Genomic DNA, 17,330 nt, shown 5'->3' with positions numbered 1-17,330 from the left:
TAGATATTTAGCTGAAATAAAAAAGGCCGATACAAATTTGTATCGGCCTTTTTTATAAGGATTTTGTTATTTATATCACGCTTAAAATTTGATTTTCTCTGATCTAAATCCCATGCCAACGATACGGCCAGCAAAATGCGCAAGCGGTGGCCATTTTGCAATATAGCGCATGAAGCTTGGTGGTGCTTTTTTCTTTTCTGGATCAAGATTGCGCTTTTGGCTACTTTTTTGCATCATGAGTTGCAATCTTTGCGTGGCTTTGGTGGGGAATGAACGGCGTTTTTGTACCTTTGCCAAATCCTTTGTGCTAACATTTTTATTCCGCAATGGCGCATTTAATATGTTGGTTGCGGCAACGGCATCTTGTATAGCAAGATTAACACCAACGCCGCCAATCGGTGACATGGCATGGGCAGCGTCACCAATGAAAAGAAGCCCCGGCTGCCACCACTGTTTAAGGCGGTTAATGCGGATGGATAAAAGATGGACATTATCCCATGAGGTAATTTCATCCATGCGGCTTGCGGGCAGCGGGGAAAAGCGTGCAACTTCCTCGCGAAAGTTTTCTAAGCCCTTGGCTTTTAGCTCTTCAAAGCTACCCTTAGGGATAACAAAGCCACATTGCCAATAATCGCCCCGATCAATAAGGATAAAACCCTGCCTTGGGCCGCCATGACCCATTGTATAGGGTGGATCCTCCTTTTGGTGCGATAGCTTCATCCATAAAACATTGCTAGCCACGCCAAACTCTTCCAAATCAAGACCAGATTGTTGCCTTAAGATTGAATTGCGTCCATCAGCGGCAATGGTTAAGGGCGCTTCAACACGAATATCGCCTTGCGAGGTTGTTGCCTCAACACCAACGACCTTATCATGCTCGTATAAAAGTTTGTGGCTTTGGCAATCCATGATAATCGAAAAATTATCAAACTGTTTGGCTTTGTCGCATAGGAAATTTAAAAATTCCCATTGCGGCATGAAAGCTATAAATTTGCATTTGGTGGATAGTTTGGAAAAATCGGCAATGGTGATATCTTTACCATTAATTTCAGCATTTAATTTTTCGGCTCTTGTGTGGGAAATTTTTAAAAACTCGTCCAAAAATCCCAACTGGTCAATAAGATCAAGGGTTGAGGGGTGAATGGTATCGCCGCGAAAGTCGCGCAAAAAATCACTATGCTTTTCAAGCAAAACGACTTGCCGTCCTTGCCGCGCCAGCAGATAAGCAGCCATTAGGCCGGCAGGGCCTGCACCAACCACAATAACCTCAGCTTTGATTATCTGCTGTGAAATATTGGCTTGATTTTGATTGAGGGACGGAGCAATTGCTTGGGTTGTTTGATCTATAGAGGACATGATAGCATTCCTTGATGTGATCTCACCAATCTAATTCAAAATACATCAAAAGCCAACAATTATGAGTAAATAAGTCATATTTCTTTTAAGGCTTTATCGCATATGTTGCTAATGCTTCCAAGCGTTGTTATTTAAATTTTTAGCAGCCATTAAAATAAAAACCCCCGAAGAAAATCTTCGAGGGTTTTAAAAACTAGTAAAGTTTTAAAACTTAAGCGTTGAGGCTTTTCAAGCGCTGTGCAAGACGAGAAACCTTGCGAGCTGCTGTATTTTTTTGGATAACGCCCTTAGTTACAGCGCGCATGATTTCAGGTTCAACAGTTTTGAAAGCAACTTGTGCTTCTTCTTTGTTGCCAGCAACAATAGCATCTTCAAACTTACGGATGAAAGTGCGAACGCGTGAACGACGTGATTTATTGACCTCTGTGCGAGCTGCAATTTTGCGCACCGCTTTTTTGGCCGAAGCTGTATTAGCCATTTATCTCTCTCTTTTCTCGATAACGACCATCAAAAATAATGGCACGAAAATTAAATAACGGCACTTCGACCGTATAACTTTCCGCGCTTATACTGGATTAAGGGGCAAAGGTCAATGAGATTTTCCAACGCGCAGAAGCAAAAAACGGCGATTTACTCATGTTTTCAAAAGAAATTAATGTAAATTTACCAATATTTTAAAAATCGCAATCTCCTATGCCGACTCACGATTCTTGTTACTTTGCATTGGGCTTTAACTATTGGATGAGTTGTCTTTTGATTTATCATCGCTAGGCGCTGATAGTTTATTGCGCAATGATGTTGGTAATAATTGTGATATGAGAATACCAGCAATAATTAACGCTGCACCAAGTAGCGCAAAGGGCCCAAAACGCTCCCCGGCCATCCGTCCAAAAAGACCAGCCCATATTGGCTCACCGGCATAAATGATGGTAGCTTTGGTTGGGGATACTGATTTTTGCGCCCAGTTCATTGCTAATTGGATAAGCGCTGTCATTGTGCCAAGTGCAACTGCTGCCCAAAACCAGATTGGCGAAAATTGAGGGATAGGTTCACCAAGGATTGGCATGGTAATAAAAGCGGCGATCGATGCCACAATTAGTTGCACTAAAGTGAGGCGGCGGCTATCAACTTCAGGTGCAAATTTGCCGATAAGAATAATTTCAATCGCGATAAAGAAAGCCGCAATGATGGTGATAATTTCACCAAAAGAAAAACTAAAACCGATATTTTGCGGATCTTTGATTAAAATAAGGCCAATAAAGCAAAGGGCAGCGCCAATCCAACTACCAAGACTAGGACGGCGTTTTAATACGCCCCATTGCAATAGCGGTACAAATGGCACATAAAGGGCAGTAATAAAGGCTGATTGGCTGCTATTGATACTTTGTAGCCCCATAGTTTGCAAGCCATAGCCTAAATAAATAGATAGACCGATAGCGGTGCCACCAATAATTTCTTTTTTGCTAAGGCCTTTTAACGCTTTATGAAATACAATTGCGACAATTACGGCAGCAATAAAAAAGCGGAACCCTACAAAGAATAGCGGTCCGCTCTGGTGCACGGCCTGTTTAATAATCAAAAATGTACCACCCCACAGAATGGTTACACCAATGAGAATAAGTTCTTGCGGGCGTAAAAAAGAAAAAGATTTCATTTGTCCATGCTTGTTTTGGTGGGCTTGGTATTTTGGTTGGCGCGCTCTCGAAGCAATTTCTTATAATGGCAAAGCGGTTAAAAAAATCAAGCTATTAAAGGGTAGGTTTTAGATTAGTTTGATAGTCAATGATTGTTCAAAATATTGATTTAGACTGCAATACAGTTACATCAATATTTTTTCTAAAAAAGCACCAAGGTCATTGGTTTTAAAATCAATATGACTTTGGTCGCTATCATCACCTTGTGGTGTATCATGGGTTTGAGTTGCTTGTAGTATAGGTTCTATTAATACTGTTTGCATTTGTAAAGATTTTGGCACTTTCAAATTGCGGACAAGATCTTCAAACATAACCGCGCGGCTTGGATCTATGGCAAATTTCTTTATAAAAATATCATAGGCCTCTTGCTTGGGCTTTGGAATATATCGAGCCGCCTTAATGTCAAATATGCCATCAAATACGTTTTCAATGCCAAGCCTTGTTAATACATTTATAGCATGATTGTAATCACCATTGGTGAAGATGTATTTTTTGCCCGTAAGCCTTTGCAAATTTTGCCTAAGAATTGGCGCTGGGCTTAGCCAGCTATAATCGATATCATGGACTTTATTTAAAAAATCTTCTGGATCAATGTCATAAAGATGCATTAAACCAGATAGGGTAGTACCATAATCACGATAAAGGTCTTTTTGTAATTGGCGCGCACTTATCCTATCCATGTTTAGCAAGTTGCTGACATAGTCAGTCATTTTAATATCCACTTGTGAAAAAAGATGGTCACCTGGTGGATAAAGGGTGTTATCAAGATCAAACACCCAATAATCTATTTTTTCCGTTGGAAAGTTTTGCGCGCCCATAAAAATACTTATCCGCGCACAATCAAAGTGCCGGCACCGCGCTCGGTAAACAGCTCAAGCAAGACTGAATGGGCGGTTTTACCATTAAGAATAACCACACCTTCAACCCCGCGCTGAATGGCTTCAATGCAGGTCTCTACCTTGGGAATCATGCCACCGCTAATTGTGCCTTTTTCAATCATACGGCGCGCTTCGCTTACCGTTAATTCTTTGAGCAATTTACCATTTTCATCAAGAACGCCCGGAACGTCCGTCAAGAATAAAAGACGCTTTGCAGTTAATGCACCAGCAATAGCGCCAGCAAATGTATCAGCATTGATATTATAGGTATGACCATCGCGCCCCGGTGCAACTGGTGCAATAACTGGAATCATTTCTGAGCGGGCGAGTAAATCTAATAATGTGCGATCAACTTCCACTGGCTCGCCAACAAAGCCAAGATCAAGCACACGCTCAATGTTGGAATCAGGGTCAATAACGGTTTTTCGTGCTTTCTCGGCAAAAACCATATTGCCGTCTTTACCGCAAAGACCAATCGCCCATTCACCTTCAGCATTGATCATAGCAACGATTTCTTTGTTAATTGAGCCTGCAAGAACCATTTCAACAATTTCAACGGTTTTTGCATCGGTGACGCGTAAGCCACCTTCAAATTTTGATTCAAGACCCAATTTTTGCAACATGGTGGCAATTTGTGGACCGCCACCATGAACAACAATAGGATTAATGCCAGATTGTTTTAACAATGCGATGTCACGAGCAAAAGCGCGTCCAAGTTCAGGATCACCCATGGCGTGGCCACCATATTTTACAACGACAGTTTTGTTTTCATAGCGTTGCATATAGGGAAGGGCGGCAGAAAGCAGTGCGGCCTGCTTTTCAAAAATTTCTTGCTGGCTATCAAAATTATCGCTCATGGATATCTCCCTAAAATCAATATTTTGATTTTTTAACCAAACATGCGTCAAGCGCAATAGAATTCTTTATTATTAAGACATTTTTGATGGAAATGATGAAATTAAAATGACAAACATTTTTGGACTATGCCCAACCAATAGGGCCAATTAGGCTCTATTGGTTTAATATGTTTATAATTTTATCGGCGGCCGCATTGGCGCAATTGCATATCATATTGGCGGCTCATTGTTTGCGCGCGCTGCGCACCGCGCCCGGCAATGCCACCGCGTCCATTGCCGCGTGCATAGCCTGTATGTCCAAGATAATAATTGAGATAAAGATTATAGGCATCATGGGGTGCGACACCATTTTTTTGTACACTTTGGCGGTGGTACCAAGCGATAAAACGGGCAGCATCTTCAAAATTATTGCGCTTTGCACCCGTGCGCCCCGTTTCGCGGCGATAGCGATCCCAAGTCCCATCAAGCGCTTGTGCATAACCATATGCGCTTGATTGGCGCTTCCAAGGGATAAAGCCAAGTAATTTAGTTCGTGGTGGGCGCGCATTGTGCTTGAAATTTGATTCTGCATACATGGTTGCCAAAATTACAGGTGTTGGAATACCATATTCGCGCTCGGCTTTTTTTACAGAGCGTTCCCAATTGGTGAAAAAGCCGTTCTTTTGGTCAAGAACAGCACAAGCATTGGTCGTACGAGTGGGAGCGCTTGCACACCCAGCTAATAACGCCACTAGCGTTAAAAAAAACAAAATGCGCGACATGTTAATACCTCTAATTGAGGTAAAAGCATAAAACCAATTTTATTAACAAGATGTGTACAGAGCGATTAACCATAAACTTACCCACATGACAAACGAAATACTGATACAATAAAAAAATATTTAAATTCATATATTTATGAGTTATCTGACTTGATGTATATTTTCGCTGTGATAATCTATCTACAAAGTTTACAAGTAAAGGTTATCAGGACGTTTCGTTTTAAGGTTAAATAATGATTGATACATTAGCAATATCTGGTTATCGCTCAATCCGCGATCTCATTGTGCCACTAGACAATCTTACCATTATAACCGGCGCTAATGGCGCGGGCAAATCTAATCTTTACCGCTCATTACGCCTTTTGGCTTCAGCAGCAAATGGTGAGCTTGTTGGTAATTTAGCTAAAGAAGGAGGAATCCAATCAGTATTTTGGGCTGGGCCTGAAAAAATTACCAGAGATATGCGTTCAGGGCGCGTCGCCATACAAGGTACTGTATCAAGTCAAAAAAAGCGTTTAAAGCTAGGATTTTCAAGCCGTAACATGAGTTATGCAGTGGAACTTGGTTTTCCTACAAGTGGGGCGTTAAATAGCTCTTTAGAAAGCATGGGGCCCTTTCGATATGATCCACTTTTTAAACGGGAAACCTTATGGAGTGGTGCTTTACGTCAATCAAGCATTCATGCCTTGCGCAAGGGCGCTTTATTGTCGTTGCGTGACTTAGAGGGCGAACTTACTCCATCGCGTTTGGAACTTTCTGATTATGAGAGCATGTGCCTTATTGCTGGCGATCCGCAGGCTTCACCACAATTGTTAGAACTACGGGAAACGCTGCTTACATGGCGGTTTTATGATCATCTGCGTACCGATAGCGATGCACCGTCAAGGAAGCCACAGATTGGCACTTATACACCTATTATGGCCAATGATGGTAGCGACGTTGCCGCTGCCCTTCAAACTATTCTGCAAATTGGTGATTATAATTTGTTGGCTGAGATGATCGACCTTGCTTTTCCAGAGGCTGAAATTGATATTACCCACCATGAAGGTTGGTTTGGTCTGCAAATGCGTCAAAATGGAATATTACGCCCTTTAAAAGCTGCGGAATTATCCGATGGAACCATACGCTATATTATGTTGCTCGCCGCTTTATTAACCCCACGGCCACCAAGCTTGATGGTTTTAAACGAGCCTGAAACAAGTCTACACCCAGATTTATTACCGGCCTTGGCTAAGCTTATCTGTGCTGCTTCCAAAAACATGCAGCTCATTGTTGTATCGCATGCACAGCCATTGGTTGATTTATTGGAAAAACAAGGCCATGGCACCATATTGAATCTTTATAAAGAATTTAGCGAAACAACGTTTAAAGATAACAATCTTATCAACCGCGTTGGCTGGAAATGGCCGGATTAATAAGTTCTGCTCCAAGATAAATCGGCTATCGTTTTTATATGGCAGATAATTTAAAGCCCTTGATGCGCTAAAACATCAAGGGCTTGTCATTGGGAGGATCAAAAATTTTACTTATTTTTTATAAAAAGCTCTGATTTCCTCTATTATCTTATCTTGGTCGCTTTCGCTTAAATAAGGATGCATTGGAAGGCTCAACACTCTTTCTGCAAGACCTTCAGATACGGGCAAGCTGTCTTGCGCGCGGGCAAAGTCCTTATAGGCTGTTTGCAGGTGTAAAGGCTTCACATAGTAAATTACTGATGGAATGGCCTTTTCTTGCAAATGGGCGCGCAAACCATCGCGGTTTTCTGCTTCAATTGTATATTGCGCATAGGCAGAACGCGTATTTGCAGGAATAACAGGTGTTTTGACAACATCTTTTAAGCCATCATTGTAACGCTTACCAATAATTTCACGCTTTTGCATTTCGTCTTCTAGGATGGCTAATTTTTCAATCAAAATAGCGGCTTGGATAGTATCAAGACGTGAATTTAAACCAATGCGAACATTGTCATATTGGGTTTCGCCTTTACCGTGGAAAAGGATTGAGCGTAAAATATCGGCAAGTTCGTCACTATCAGTAAACATAGCGCCGCCATCACCATAGCAACCCAAAGGTTTGGCTGGGTAGAAGCTAGTCGATGCAACGTCACCATAAGCACCACACATAGTATTATCGCTTTTACCGCCGATTGATTGCGCGGCATCTTCAATGACAAATAAACCCTCTTCGCCAGCAATGGCGTTAATTGCCTTATAATCGGCTGGAAGACCAAATATATCAACCGGAATAATCGCCTTTGGCGTAAGGCGACCTTCTTTTTTAATCATTTGGATTGCTTCTTTAAGTTGCTTTGTGTCGATATTATAAGTATCGGGCAAAACATCGATAAATACAGGCTCAGCACCTACAAGGGCAATGACTTCAGCCGTTGCCGCAAAGGTAAAGCTTGGACAAAAAACTGCGTCCCCTGGACCAATTCCTTTGGCCATTAATGGCATAACTAAAGCATCTGTGCCATTAGCGCAGGCAATGACATGCTTTACACCAATATAATCTGCAAGTTCTTTTTCAAACTGTGCTACTTCCGGCCCTAAAATATAACGCCCATCAGCAATAACTTTTAAAACTGCAGCGTTGATTTTATCTTCAATGCGCGCGCGCTGGGCGCCAAGATCTATAAATTGCATAAGGGCGGCTCCGCTTCTTAAAAATGATGGTCTATAACCACCGAATCAAAACATAATCTGTTTTAATCCTGATTTTTGTGAATGGCTACAGGTGAGCGTTCACAAGATTGATAACAACTGTAACAGCTGTTGAACGCATGACTTATAATAAAACAATAACGCTTTAAAGCAAGTCACGCATAGTTCTTGCACCACTATGATTCACACTGCCAGCAGTTAGAATTTTCAATACTGCAATCGCTTCATGGCCATTGGTGCGCGGCTCGCTACGCGTTTCTATACAATGTAAGAAATGCTGCAATTCGCGTGTCAAAGGCATGCCTTCGTTTACGGCAAGATATTCAGGCTCATTGGCAGTAAATGCCCATTGGCCATTATCCTGCCAAACCGCAAAGCGATAAATACCAAGTTTACGCTCCCATGGCTCAACATCATCAAACACCGCCATAGCTTTGGTGCCGACGACAGTTAAACGCCGCTCACGGTAGGGATTAAGGCGCGATGCTACCAAATGGCTGCGTAAACCATTGGGAAATACCATATGGACATGGGCAAAATCAGATAATTGGTCAATAATCGCCGCACCTTCGCCGCGAATTTCTGATGGTTCGCAGCCAGTTAAAGCAAGAATCATTGAAAGATCGTGGGGGGCAAGATCCCATAATGCATCGCTTTCAGTATGGAATTTACCAAGCCCCATACGGTGGCTATGAATATATTTTATCTCACCCAATTCACCAGAATTGACGAGCTCCATGAGTTTTTCAAAAGCTGGGTGAAAGCGCAAAACATGGCCAACCATAAAAATGCGTTTATTTTCTTCAGCAATTCTAACTTCTCGTTCAGCATCTTCAACATTGAGGGCGATTGGCTTTTCCACAAGAACATCTTTGCCGTTTTCTACAGCGCGAATCGCATTTTGAGCATGAAACTGGGGTGGCAAAGCCATGACAATTGCATCAATATCTGGACGAGTGAACAAATCATCAATAGCAATTGCCTCGACATCATGTTCAGCTGCAAAGCCCTCGGCGCGGTCGGTATTAGCGTCAGAAACCGCGGCCAATGCTCCAAGGCCTTTTAAAGTGCGAATATGGTTACTCCCCCAATAACCGCATCCTAAAACTGCTACGCGTGGCGACATTTCAATCCATTCCTTTAATAATATTGTTTCAATATCCGCCTTATCGTCATATGACAAGAGATAAAGCGATAAACAATGCTTGACAGATTAATTTTAGCCCTTTATATCCACGCCACCGACAGCGAAATCGGCAACAAAATTGATTTGCAGAATTGATTATTTGTTGATTTGGCGGAGTAGCTCAGTAGGTTAGAGCAGAGGAATCATAATCCTTGTGTCGGGGGTTCGAATCCCTCCTCCGCTACCATTATGTTTAAAATTAATGGTAGTCCTTATTTTGGGTTAAATTCCCAATTTATATTCAATATTTATTGAAAATTTTTGCTGCTGCTGATTCCTATCGTTAGAAAAATTTCATAATTTTTAATTATTTTTTGCAAAAAAATTATCAAACTTATTAAAGATTAAAATCTAACGGTACTAATTTTATATCCTCAATATGGCTTACTTAAAATTATATTGAAATTTTAAAAAGGCAATTGACAACTTTCCATTTCCCTATAGGCTGAACGTATAAAAGATATATCCAATAAGGATAAAGGGAACAAGTTGTGAAAAAAATTGCTTATGCAGGGTTTCTGCACGAGTCCAATTCTTTTGCGCCTTATTCAGCTGATTTAGACGATTTTGTGCAAGGTGGCGGTTATATTCCATTATCTCGTGGGGACGAGATTTTAACCAATGCTGCAAATGTTAATCTCGCGATTTCAGGTGGTTTACAATATGGGATCCAGAAAAATTGGACTTTATTACCAACACTTTGGGCGGGAGCAATTCCATCAGCTCCACTTACCTATGAGGCTTATGAAAACCTAACATCTGAAATTATTGATCGCATAGCTTCTCTTGATGCTATTGATGGCATTTTTTTGGATCTTCACGGCGCAATGATGGCCGAGCACGTGGATGATGGCGAGGGTGAGTTGCTTGAGCGATTACGTAAAGTTGTTGGATACGACATTCCCGTCGTATGCGCGCTTGATCTTCATGGCAATATTACCAAAAGAATGTTTGCATTAGCTGATGCACTTATTGGCTTTCGAACTTACCCCCATATTGATATGAAAGAGACAGGTTATCGCGCTGCTAAAGTTCTTGATCATCTTATGCAAAGCCAAGAAAACTGGCATAAAGCCATGCGACGCGCTGATTTTTTAACGCCAATTGCTTGGCAATGTACAAGCCTAGAACCTGCGGCCAGTCTTTATAAGCTTGTAGAAAAAGCCGAAGATAGTCCACATATTTCGTCAATTTCACTTTTCATGGGGTTTCCTGCGGCTGATTTTGATGAATGTGGCGCTACTATTTTTGTTTATGGGGATGATATAAACACTGTTGAAGCGCATGCTGACAGCTTACTTGACGAACTAAATGATCGCGAAAGCGCATTTAAAGGCAAAGCTTGGTTGCCCAGTGACGCAGTGAATGAGGCAATGTCGCTTGCATTAACGTCGGATCTTCCCATCATAATTGCTGATACTCAAGATAATCCAGGTGCAGGCGGTTCCTCTGATACCACGGGCATGATTGCCGCCTTGGTTAATTGTGGTGCCACCAAAGCTGCTATTGGTCTTATTGTGGATGCGCAAGCGGTAGCCAGTGCCCATCAATTACACGAAGGCGATCGCTTCCATTGTAAACTTGGTGGAAAATCTGGCATCCGAGGCGATCAACCTTTTGAGGCAGATTTTACTATTGAGCGGCTGTTTGACGCCAAGGTGAAGGCAACAGGAGCTTATTTCGGTGGCACTGAGATGGATCTTGGGCCAGCAGTTTGCCTGCGCATTGATGATGTACGTATTGTTGTTACAACCCATGCGGCGCAAATGGCGGATCGGGCATTTTTTCAAATGGCTGGAATTATCCCAGAAGAACAAGATATTTTAGTGGTGAAAAGTTCGGTGCATTTTAGGGCTGATTTTACCCAAATAGCGCAGGACATTATCGTTGCTACTGCGCCAGGCAGTATGCCGCTATCACCGGCATCGCTTCCTTGGAAGAAACTACGGGCAGACTTAAGAGTTGAGCCCGATGGACTCATGTTTTCGCAATTATCCAATGTTTAGGCATATGTCCTAACCACTTGATTATTATTCTTTCTAAAGGTGTTCTTAATGCTTAAATACACCCTTAAACGTATAGTTTCCATTATTCCGGTTTTATTCTTGGTGGCTATTTTTGTATTTTTATTATTGCGACTAACCCCGGGAGATCCTGCTGCAATTATTGCAGGTGATGCGGCAACGCCAGAGCAACTGGATAAAATCCGTACTGCCATGGGGCTTAACGAGCCATTGATTGTCCAATTTTATCATTGGTCAATGGATCTTTTGCGCGGTAATTTAGGAAATTCGCTTATCTCAGGCGTCCCAGTTAGTGATATGATTGCTGATCGGCTTTCTGCCACTATTTCAATCGCGATTTTTACCATTATACTTTCGGTGCTTATTGCAATTCCAATGGGTGTCCTAGCTGCTTGGAAACACCGCTCATGGATTGACCATTTTACGATGAGCTTTTCCGTTTTGGGCTTTTCAGTGCCGGTGTTCCTTGTTGGTTATGTCTTGATTTTAATATTTGCAGTTCAATTGAAATGGTTTCCTGTGCAGGGCTTCACGCCAATTTCGCAAGGGCTTTTACCATTTTTACAAAAAGCATTTTTGCCGGCTGTCACTTTGGCAACCATTTATATTGCTTTGATTGCCCGTATGACGCGCGCGGCCATGCTTGATATTTTGAACGAAGATTTTATTCGCACCGCTCGCGCTAAAGGCGTGGGGGAAAGCCGCATTTTATTTGTTCATGCACTTCGCAATGCTGCTGTACCCATTGCAACGATTGTTGGCACCGGCTTTGCCCTCTTGATATCGGGCGTTGTCGTGACTGAAAGCATCTTTAACATTCCAGGGATTGGGCGCTTGACGGTGGATGCAGTCTTAGCACGTGATTATCCAATTATTCAGGCGATGATCTTGTTGACGAGTGGTGTTTATATTTTCATCAACTTGTTAATTGATATTTCTTATGTAATTTTTGATCCAAGGATACGTTACTGATGAATGTACCTTCAACTCCTTCAAAAAACCTTTGGCTATTGCGTATCATTTCGTTTCCAAACTGGATGCGTCTTGGCTTTGGACCAATTATCGCGCTTGTTATTTTGTTGATTATTATAATAGTCACACTAGCTGCACCCTATATTGCAACCCATGATCCATTGCAGATTAATGCAATGGCAAGATTACAGCCGCCAAGTAAGGAACATTTTCTTGGTACTGATAATTATGGCCGCGACTTATTTTCACGCATGATTTTAGGTGGGCGTATTTCACTGGTTATCGGAATCTTTGCGGCATTATTCTCGGTGGTTGTTGGTATTGTTTTTGGGCTTCTTGCTGGCTTTTTCCGTGTAGCTGATGGCTTTATAATGCGCGCCATGGATGCATTAATGGCCATGCCGTCAATATTGATTGCCATTGCATTGGTTGCTTTAAATGGTCCATCAATTGCATCGGTTATTATCGCAATCACCGTTCCAGAAGTGCCGCGTGTGGTAAGACTTGTGCGATCGGTCGTATTAACAGCGCGTGAAGAACCTTATATTGAAGCGGCGACGACTTTGGGAAGTAGCACATCAAAAATACTTTTCCAGCATTTGTTACCCAATACTATCCCACCTATTATTGTGCAGGGCACTTATGTCTTGGCATCAGCCATTCTTCTGGAAGCTATTTTATCATTTTTAGGTGCAGGTATTAGCACTGAGATTCCAACATGGGGTAATGTTATGGCTGAAGGACGGGTGTTCTTTCGTATTAAACCCTCTTTAATTCTTTGGCCTGGTCTTATGCTCGCTCTTTGCGTTCTTAGTATCAACCTTTTGGGTGATATTGCTCGTGACAACCTTGACCCTAGACAGAAAAAACGGGAGAGTTAGAAATTGTTTTTTAAAAAACGTGACTTTTCAGACCAAGATGTCGTTTTCAAGGTAAAAGATCTTGTCGTCCAGCTTGATAATCTTGACCATTTGCCACCCGTGTTAAAACAGGTTTCTTTTGAAATTCGCAAAGGGGAAACCGTTTGTCTCGTGGGCGAATCCGGCTCCGGCAAATCGGTAACCTCGCTTGCAACAATGGGGCTTTTACCCAAAGGCGCATTATCAGTTAAATCGGGTTCGATCAACTTGCAAGGTCGGGAGCTTCTTGATTTATCCGCGGCGCAAATGCGTGAGCTGCGTGCCACCAAATTATCGATGATTTTTCAAGAGCCAATGACGGCGCTTAATCCGGTGATGCGGGTTGGCGATCAAGTTATGGAGGTTCTTGATTTACATACAAAACTACCAAAGGATGAAAAGCGCAAGCGCGTTATTCATATGTTGGAACAAGTCCACTTACCCGATGTACAACGTATTTTTAATTCCTATCCCCATCAATTGTCGGGTGGACAACGCCAACGTATTATGATTGCAATGGCTCTGATTATGGAGCCGGCGCTTCTTATTGCCGATGAACCAACCACAGCGCTTGATGTGACAACCCAAAAGCAGATCCTATCACTTATTGATGAAATGCAAAAAAGCCATGGCACAGCGGTTTTATTTATCACTCATGATATGGGCGTTGTTGCCGAAATTTCTGATCGCGTTTGTGTTATGCGTACAGGTTCTATTGTTGAGCAGGGCAGTGTTGAAGATATCTTTACAAATCCGCAGACTGATTATTGTAAAGAGCTTTTAAATTCTGTGCCAAGTCTTATTCCACGCCAACCGCGCCCAAATAGCGATGAAACTTCAGTTATAAATGTCGTAGATTTGGGCATGGAATATTTTTCAAAAGGCTTTTTTGCTAAAAAAAATATTGTTAAAGCGGCGACTAATGTCAATTTTTCGATTTCGCCAGGGCGAACATTGGGTATTGTTGGCGAGTCTGGATCGGGAAAAACGACTGTCGCGCGCTCAATCATGCGGCTTATAAAGCCAACAGAGGGAAGCATATATTTAGGCAGGGATGATATTGCTGGCCTATCTGCTCACCAAATGAAACCCTATCGTAAAAAGTTACAAGTGGTTTTTCAAGATCCTTTTCGCTCTCTAAATCCGCGTTGGACAATTCAGCGTAGCTTGATTGAAGGACCGCTTAATTATGGGGTTAGCCGCGATCAGGCCATAAGTGAAGCGCAACGTTTGTTAAATATTGTGTCGTTGCCCGAAGATAGTTTAAATCGTTATCCGCATCAGTTTTCAGGTGGTCAGCGTCAACGTATAGCGATTGCGCGTGCTGTCGCCCTTAAACCTGATATTTTGGTTGCCGATGAGGCTGTTTCGGCTCTTGATGTTTCTGTGCAGGCGCAAGTTTTACAACTTTTAGATGATTTGCAAAAAGAAACAGGCATTACAATTATCTTTATCACCCATGATTTGCGTGTCGCAGCCCAGATTTGTGATGATGTTATTGTGATGCAAAAGGGGAATGTGGTTGAACAAGGGCGCGCTATTGATGTTTTAGGCACGCCCCAGCATGACTATACTAAATCATTAATTGATGCTGCACCAAGCCTTTTTTGGGATTTCCAACGCCGGCAACCAATCACGCTTTCTGCATCTTAATGGGGGTTATTATGGCGAATATTATTCCTTTTATTTCTGAGCATGAACAAGAAATGCGGGCATTATTTGAAGATTTGCATCAGCATCCCGAAATTGGCTTTGAGGAGACGCGAACCGCAGCAATCGTTGCCAAAAAACTGCAAGAATTTGCCTTTGATGAAGTTCATACCAATGTTGGTAAAACTGGGGTTGTTGGTATTTTACATGGTAAAATGAATGACAATCGCACCATTGGTCTTCGAGCCGATATGGATGCTTTACCAATTGAAGAGCAGAGCGAACTTGCTTATAGCTCTAAAGTTGCCAATAAAATGCATGCTTGCGGCCATGATGGCCACACCACCATGTTGCTAGGCGCGGCGCAATATTTGGCTCAGAGCCGAGATTTTAAAGGAACTGCGGTTTTTATTTTTCAACCAGCAGAAGAAGGATTGGGCGGTGCAAAGGCAATGCTTGCTGATAATCTATTTCAGCGTTTTCCTTGTGATGAAATTTATGGCATGCATAATAAACCGCAGGCAAAGCTTGGAACAGCAGCAATCCGTAAAGGGAATGCTATGGCTGGTGCAAGTTTTTTTGATATTGTCATCCATGGTAAGGGTAGCCATGGTGCGCAACCACAAGACTCTAAGGATGCGCTTTTTATAGGTAGCGCCTTGGTGCAACAATTACAGTCGATTGTTTCGCGTAATATTGTTGCCACCAGTACGGCGGTATTGTCATGTACCAAATTTCATACAGGGAGTGCCTATAATATTATTCCTGAAACTGCAGAAATTGGCGGTACTTTAAGGTTTTTTGATCTTGAAATACGTGATTTGATGCAGAGACGCATGACGGCAATTTGCCAAGGATTGGCCTTGGCGCATGATATAAAAATCACAATTGAGTTTAAAGAAATTTTCGATGTTCTGTTCAATGATGCAGACTGCACTGACGCTTATATAGCCGCTACAGCCGAAATTTTAGGAATGGAAAATATCAATATAGATGCGCCACCTATGATGGGAAGTGAAGATTTTTCTTTCATGCTGCGCCAAGTGCCGGGTGCTTATATCAATATTAATCACCCTGGTCCGCAAGCGGTTCATAATCCGGGTTTTATATTTGATCCAGATTTGCTGCCAATTGGTGCATCGATTTATGCACGCCTTATTGAAATGCGGTTAGCTGACACAAGCCATGCATAGACGCAGAACAGGCAAATGTGAGCGATAGATAAGAGTATAAGTATTTAGGGAGAAGATATAATGGGTTTTCTTGATCTACCATTTGATGAAAGTGACATGATAGAGCGACTTGGCACATGGGTTAAATGTGAAAGTCCAACCTATGATGCGGCGGCAGTTAATAGAATGATGGACTTAGTTTCTTATGACCTTGTGCTTGCCGGTGCGATGATTGAACGGATTCCTGGGAGAATGGGCTTTGGTGATTCCATACGGGCTACATTCCCGCATAAAAATGCTGGGCAACCGGGAATTTTAGTTTCTGGGCACTTTGATACGGTTCATCCAATTGGTACATTACAACAAAACCCATTTCGGTTGCAGGATGGCAAATTATATGGGCCGGGTATTCAGGATATGAAGGGCGGCAATTTTGTTGCACTTGAAGCAATGCGAATGCTTCGTCAACACGGCCTAGAAACATCATTGCCAGTTACGTTTTTATTTACGCCAGATGAGGAAGTAGGAACTCCATCAACACGCACGTTGATTGAACAAGAGGCATTGCGTAATAAATATGTTTTGTGCCCTGAACCTGCGCAAGAAAATCAAGGCGCAACGACCGGTCGCTATGCCATTGCGCGTTATAATATTAGAACGAGCGGTGTTCCCTCCCATGCTGGGTGGCGGCTTAAAGAGGGACGTTCGGCCATCGCTTTAATGGCTGAAAAAATTGGTGAAATTGAAGCCATGACCAGCGAAGATTGCACTTTTAGTGTTGGTGTCATTCGAGGCGGGCAATGGGTTAATTGCGTGTCATCTACCTGTGACGCCGAAGTTTTGAGCATGGCAAAAACCCAAGAGGATCTTGATGCGGGTAACGCCAAGATGCGTGCTTTAACAGGTGATTTCAATGGCGTTAAATTTGGGGTGCAATGCGGCGTTACACGGCCAGTCTGGTCACCAGAGCTTCCAGAAACAATGGCACTTTATAATGTTGCAAAGGATATAGCGGCGCAAATTGGTTTTCCCATGAGTTCAAGCAGCCAAGGAGGCGGGTCTGACGCCAATTTTACCGGTGCTTTGCGGATAGCTAGTCTATGCGGGGTTGGTGTTCGGGGGGCTGGGCTGCACACTTTAAATGAGCATATATTTGTTTCGTCCTTGCTTGAGCGGGCAAAACTAATGGCAGGATTATTTACACGACTTGAATAATTT

15 protein-coding genes and 1 tRNA gene are annotated in these 17,330 nt (G+C 42.5%); 8 read left to right on the top strand and 8 right to left on the bottom strand.

The features are described from left to right. Positions 1-81: 81 nt before the first annotated feature. From H3299_RS10525 to H3299_RS10500, 6 genes are all read right to left on the bottom strand, one after another. On the bottom strand, positions 82-1,356 hold the full coding sequence (locus tag H3299_RS10525) for an FAD-dependent oxidoreductase (RefSeq protein ID WP_182417619.1): 1,275 nt from the start codon (positions 1,354-1,356) through the stop codon (positions 82-84). A 211-nt stretch (positions 1,357-1,567) separates the two neighbouring features. Beyond that, positions 1,568-1,834, bottom strand: coding sequence for a 30S ribosomal protein S20 (gene rpsT, locus H3299_RS10520; RefSeq protein WP_182417618.1), 267 nt, complete (start codon positions 1,832-1,834; stop codon positions 1,568-1,570). Between the two features lie 252 nt (positions 1,835-2,086). Beyond that, positions 2,087-3,010 (bottom strand): DMT family transporter, encoded by a 924-nt coding sequence (locus H3299_RS10515; RefSeq protein WP_182417617.1) that lies wholly within the window; start codon positions 3,008-3,010, stop codon positions 2,087-2,089. A gap of 165 nt (positions 3,011-3,175) precedes the next feature. Then, the gene (locus H3299_RS10510; RefSeq protein WP_182417616.1) at positions 3,176-3,868 is read right to left on the bottom strand and encodes a pyrimidine 5'-nucleotidase; all 693 of its coding nucleotides are present in this window, start codon (positions 3,866-3,868) and stop codon (positions 3,176-3,178) included. A gap of 8 nt (positions 3,869-3,876) precedes the next feature. Beyond that, positions 3,877-4,785, bottom strand: coding sequence for an acetylglutamate kinase (gene argB, locus H3299_RS10505; protein ID WP_182417615.1), 909 nt, complete (start codon positions 4,783-4,785; stop codon positions 3,877-3,879). A gap of 179 nt (positions 4,786-4,964) precedes the next feature. After that, positions 4,965-5,546, bottom strand: coding sequence for a hypothetical protein (locus tag H3299_RS10500; protein WP_182417614.1), 582 nt, complete (start codon positions 5,544-5,546; stop codon positions 4,965-4,967). Positions 5,547-5,779: 233 nt separating this feature from the next. Between H3299_RS10500 and H3299_RS10495 the strand changes: the two genes are divergently transcribed. Continuing rightward, complete coding sequence (locus H3299_RS10495) at positions 5,780-6,961, top strand: AAA family ATPase (RefSeq protein ID WP_182417613.1); 1,182 nt, start codon at positions 5,780-5,782, stop codon at positions 6,959-6,961. A 111-nt stretch (positions 6,962-7,072) separates the two neighbouring features. Here the strand turns inward: H3299_RS10495 and H3299_RS10490 are convergent, their stop codons facing one another. Beyond that, a complete protein-coding gene (locus H3299_RS10490) occupies positions 7,073-8,191 on the bottom strand; it encodes a DegT/DnrJ/EryC1/StrS aminotransferase family protein (RefSeq protein WP_182417612.1) in 1,119 nt (372 codons plus the stop codon). A gap of 163 nt (positions 8,192-8,354) precedes the next feature. Next, positions 8,355-9,335 (bottom strand): Gfo/Idh/MocA family protein, encoded by a 981-nt coding sequence (locus H3299_RS10485; protein ID WP_182417611.1) that lies wholly within the window; start codon positions 9,333-9,335, stop codon positions 8,355-8,357. Positions 9,336-9,505: 170 nt separating this feature from the next. On the opposite strand from H3299_RS10485, the gene H3299_RS10480 reads away from it, so the two are divergent. The 7 genes from H3299_RS10480 to H3299_RS10450 all read left to right on the top strand — a co-directional run bounded on the left by H3299_RS10480 (position 9,506) and on the right by H3299_RS10450 (position 17,327). Next, a tRNA-Met gene (locus H3299_RS10480) sits at positions 9,506-9,582 on the top strand. 304 nt (positions 9,583-9,886) lie between these two features. After that, complete coding sequence (locus H3299_RS10475; RefSeq protein ID WP_182417610.1) at positions 9,887-11,401, top strand: M81 family metallopeptidase; 1,515 nt, start codon at positions 9,887-9,889, stop codon at positions 11,399-11,401. A gap of 48 nt (positions 11,402-11,449) precedes the next feature. Continuing rightward, positions 11,450-12,391: an ABC transporter permease gene (locus tag H3299_RS10470; protein WP_182417609.1), complete on the top strand. Its 942-nt coding sequence runs from the start codon at positions 11,450-11,452 to the stop codon at positions 12,389-12,391. Next, entirely contained in the window at positions 12,391-13,272 is an 882-nt protein-coding gene (locus H3299_RS10465) for an ABC transporter permease (RefSeq protein ID WP_182417608.1), read from the top strand. Before H3299_RS10470 ends, H3299_RS10465 begins: the two co-directional genes overlap by 1 nt. 3 nt (positions 13,273-13,275) lie before the next feature. Beyond that, positions 13,276-14,943, top strand: coding sequence for an ABC transporter ATP-binding protein (locus H3299_RS10460; RefSeq protein WP_182417607.1), 1,668 nt, complete (start codon positions 13,276-13,278; stop codon positions 14,941-14,943). A gap of 11 nt (positions 14,944-14,954) precedes the next feature. Next, on the top strand, positions 14,955-16,133 hold the full coding sequence (locus H3299_RS10455; protein WP_182417606.1) for a M20 aminoacylase family protein: 1,179 nt from the start codon (positions 14,955-14,957) through the stop codon (positions 16,131-16,133). 60 nt (positions 16,134-16,193) lie between these two features. Further along, on the top strand, positions 16,194-17,327 hold the full coding sequence (locus tag H3299_RS10450) for a M20/M25/M40 family metallo-hydrolase (RefSeq protein ID WP_182417605.1): 1,134 nt from the start codon (positions 16,194-16,196) through the stop codon (positions 17,325-17,327). The last annotated feature ends 3 nt before the right edge of the window (positions 17,328-17,330 follow it).

The sequence above is a fragment of the Bartonella sp. HY038 genome (assembly GCF_014117425.1).
Classification (GTDB): Bacteria; Pseudomonadota; Alphaproteobacteria; order Rhizobiales; family Rhizobiaceae; genus HY038.
Note: the sequence above shows the minus strand (reverse complement) of the source record. Positions and strands in the feature narration are given on the sequence as shown.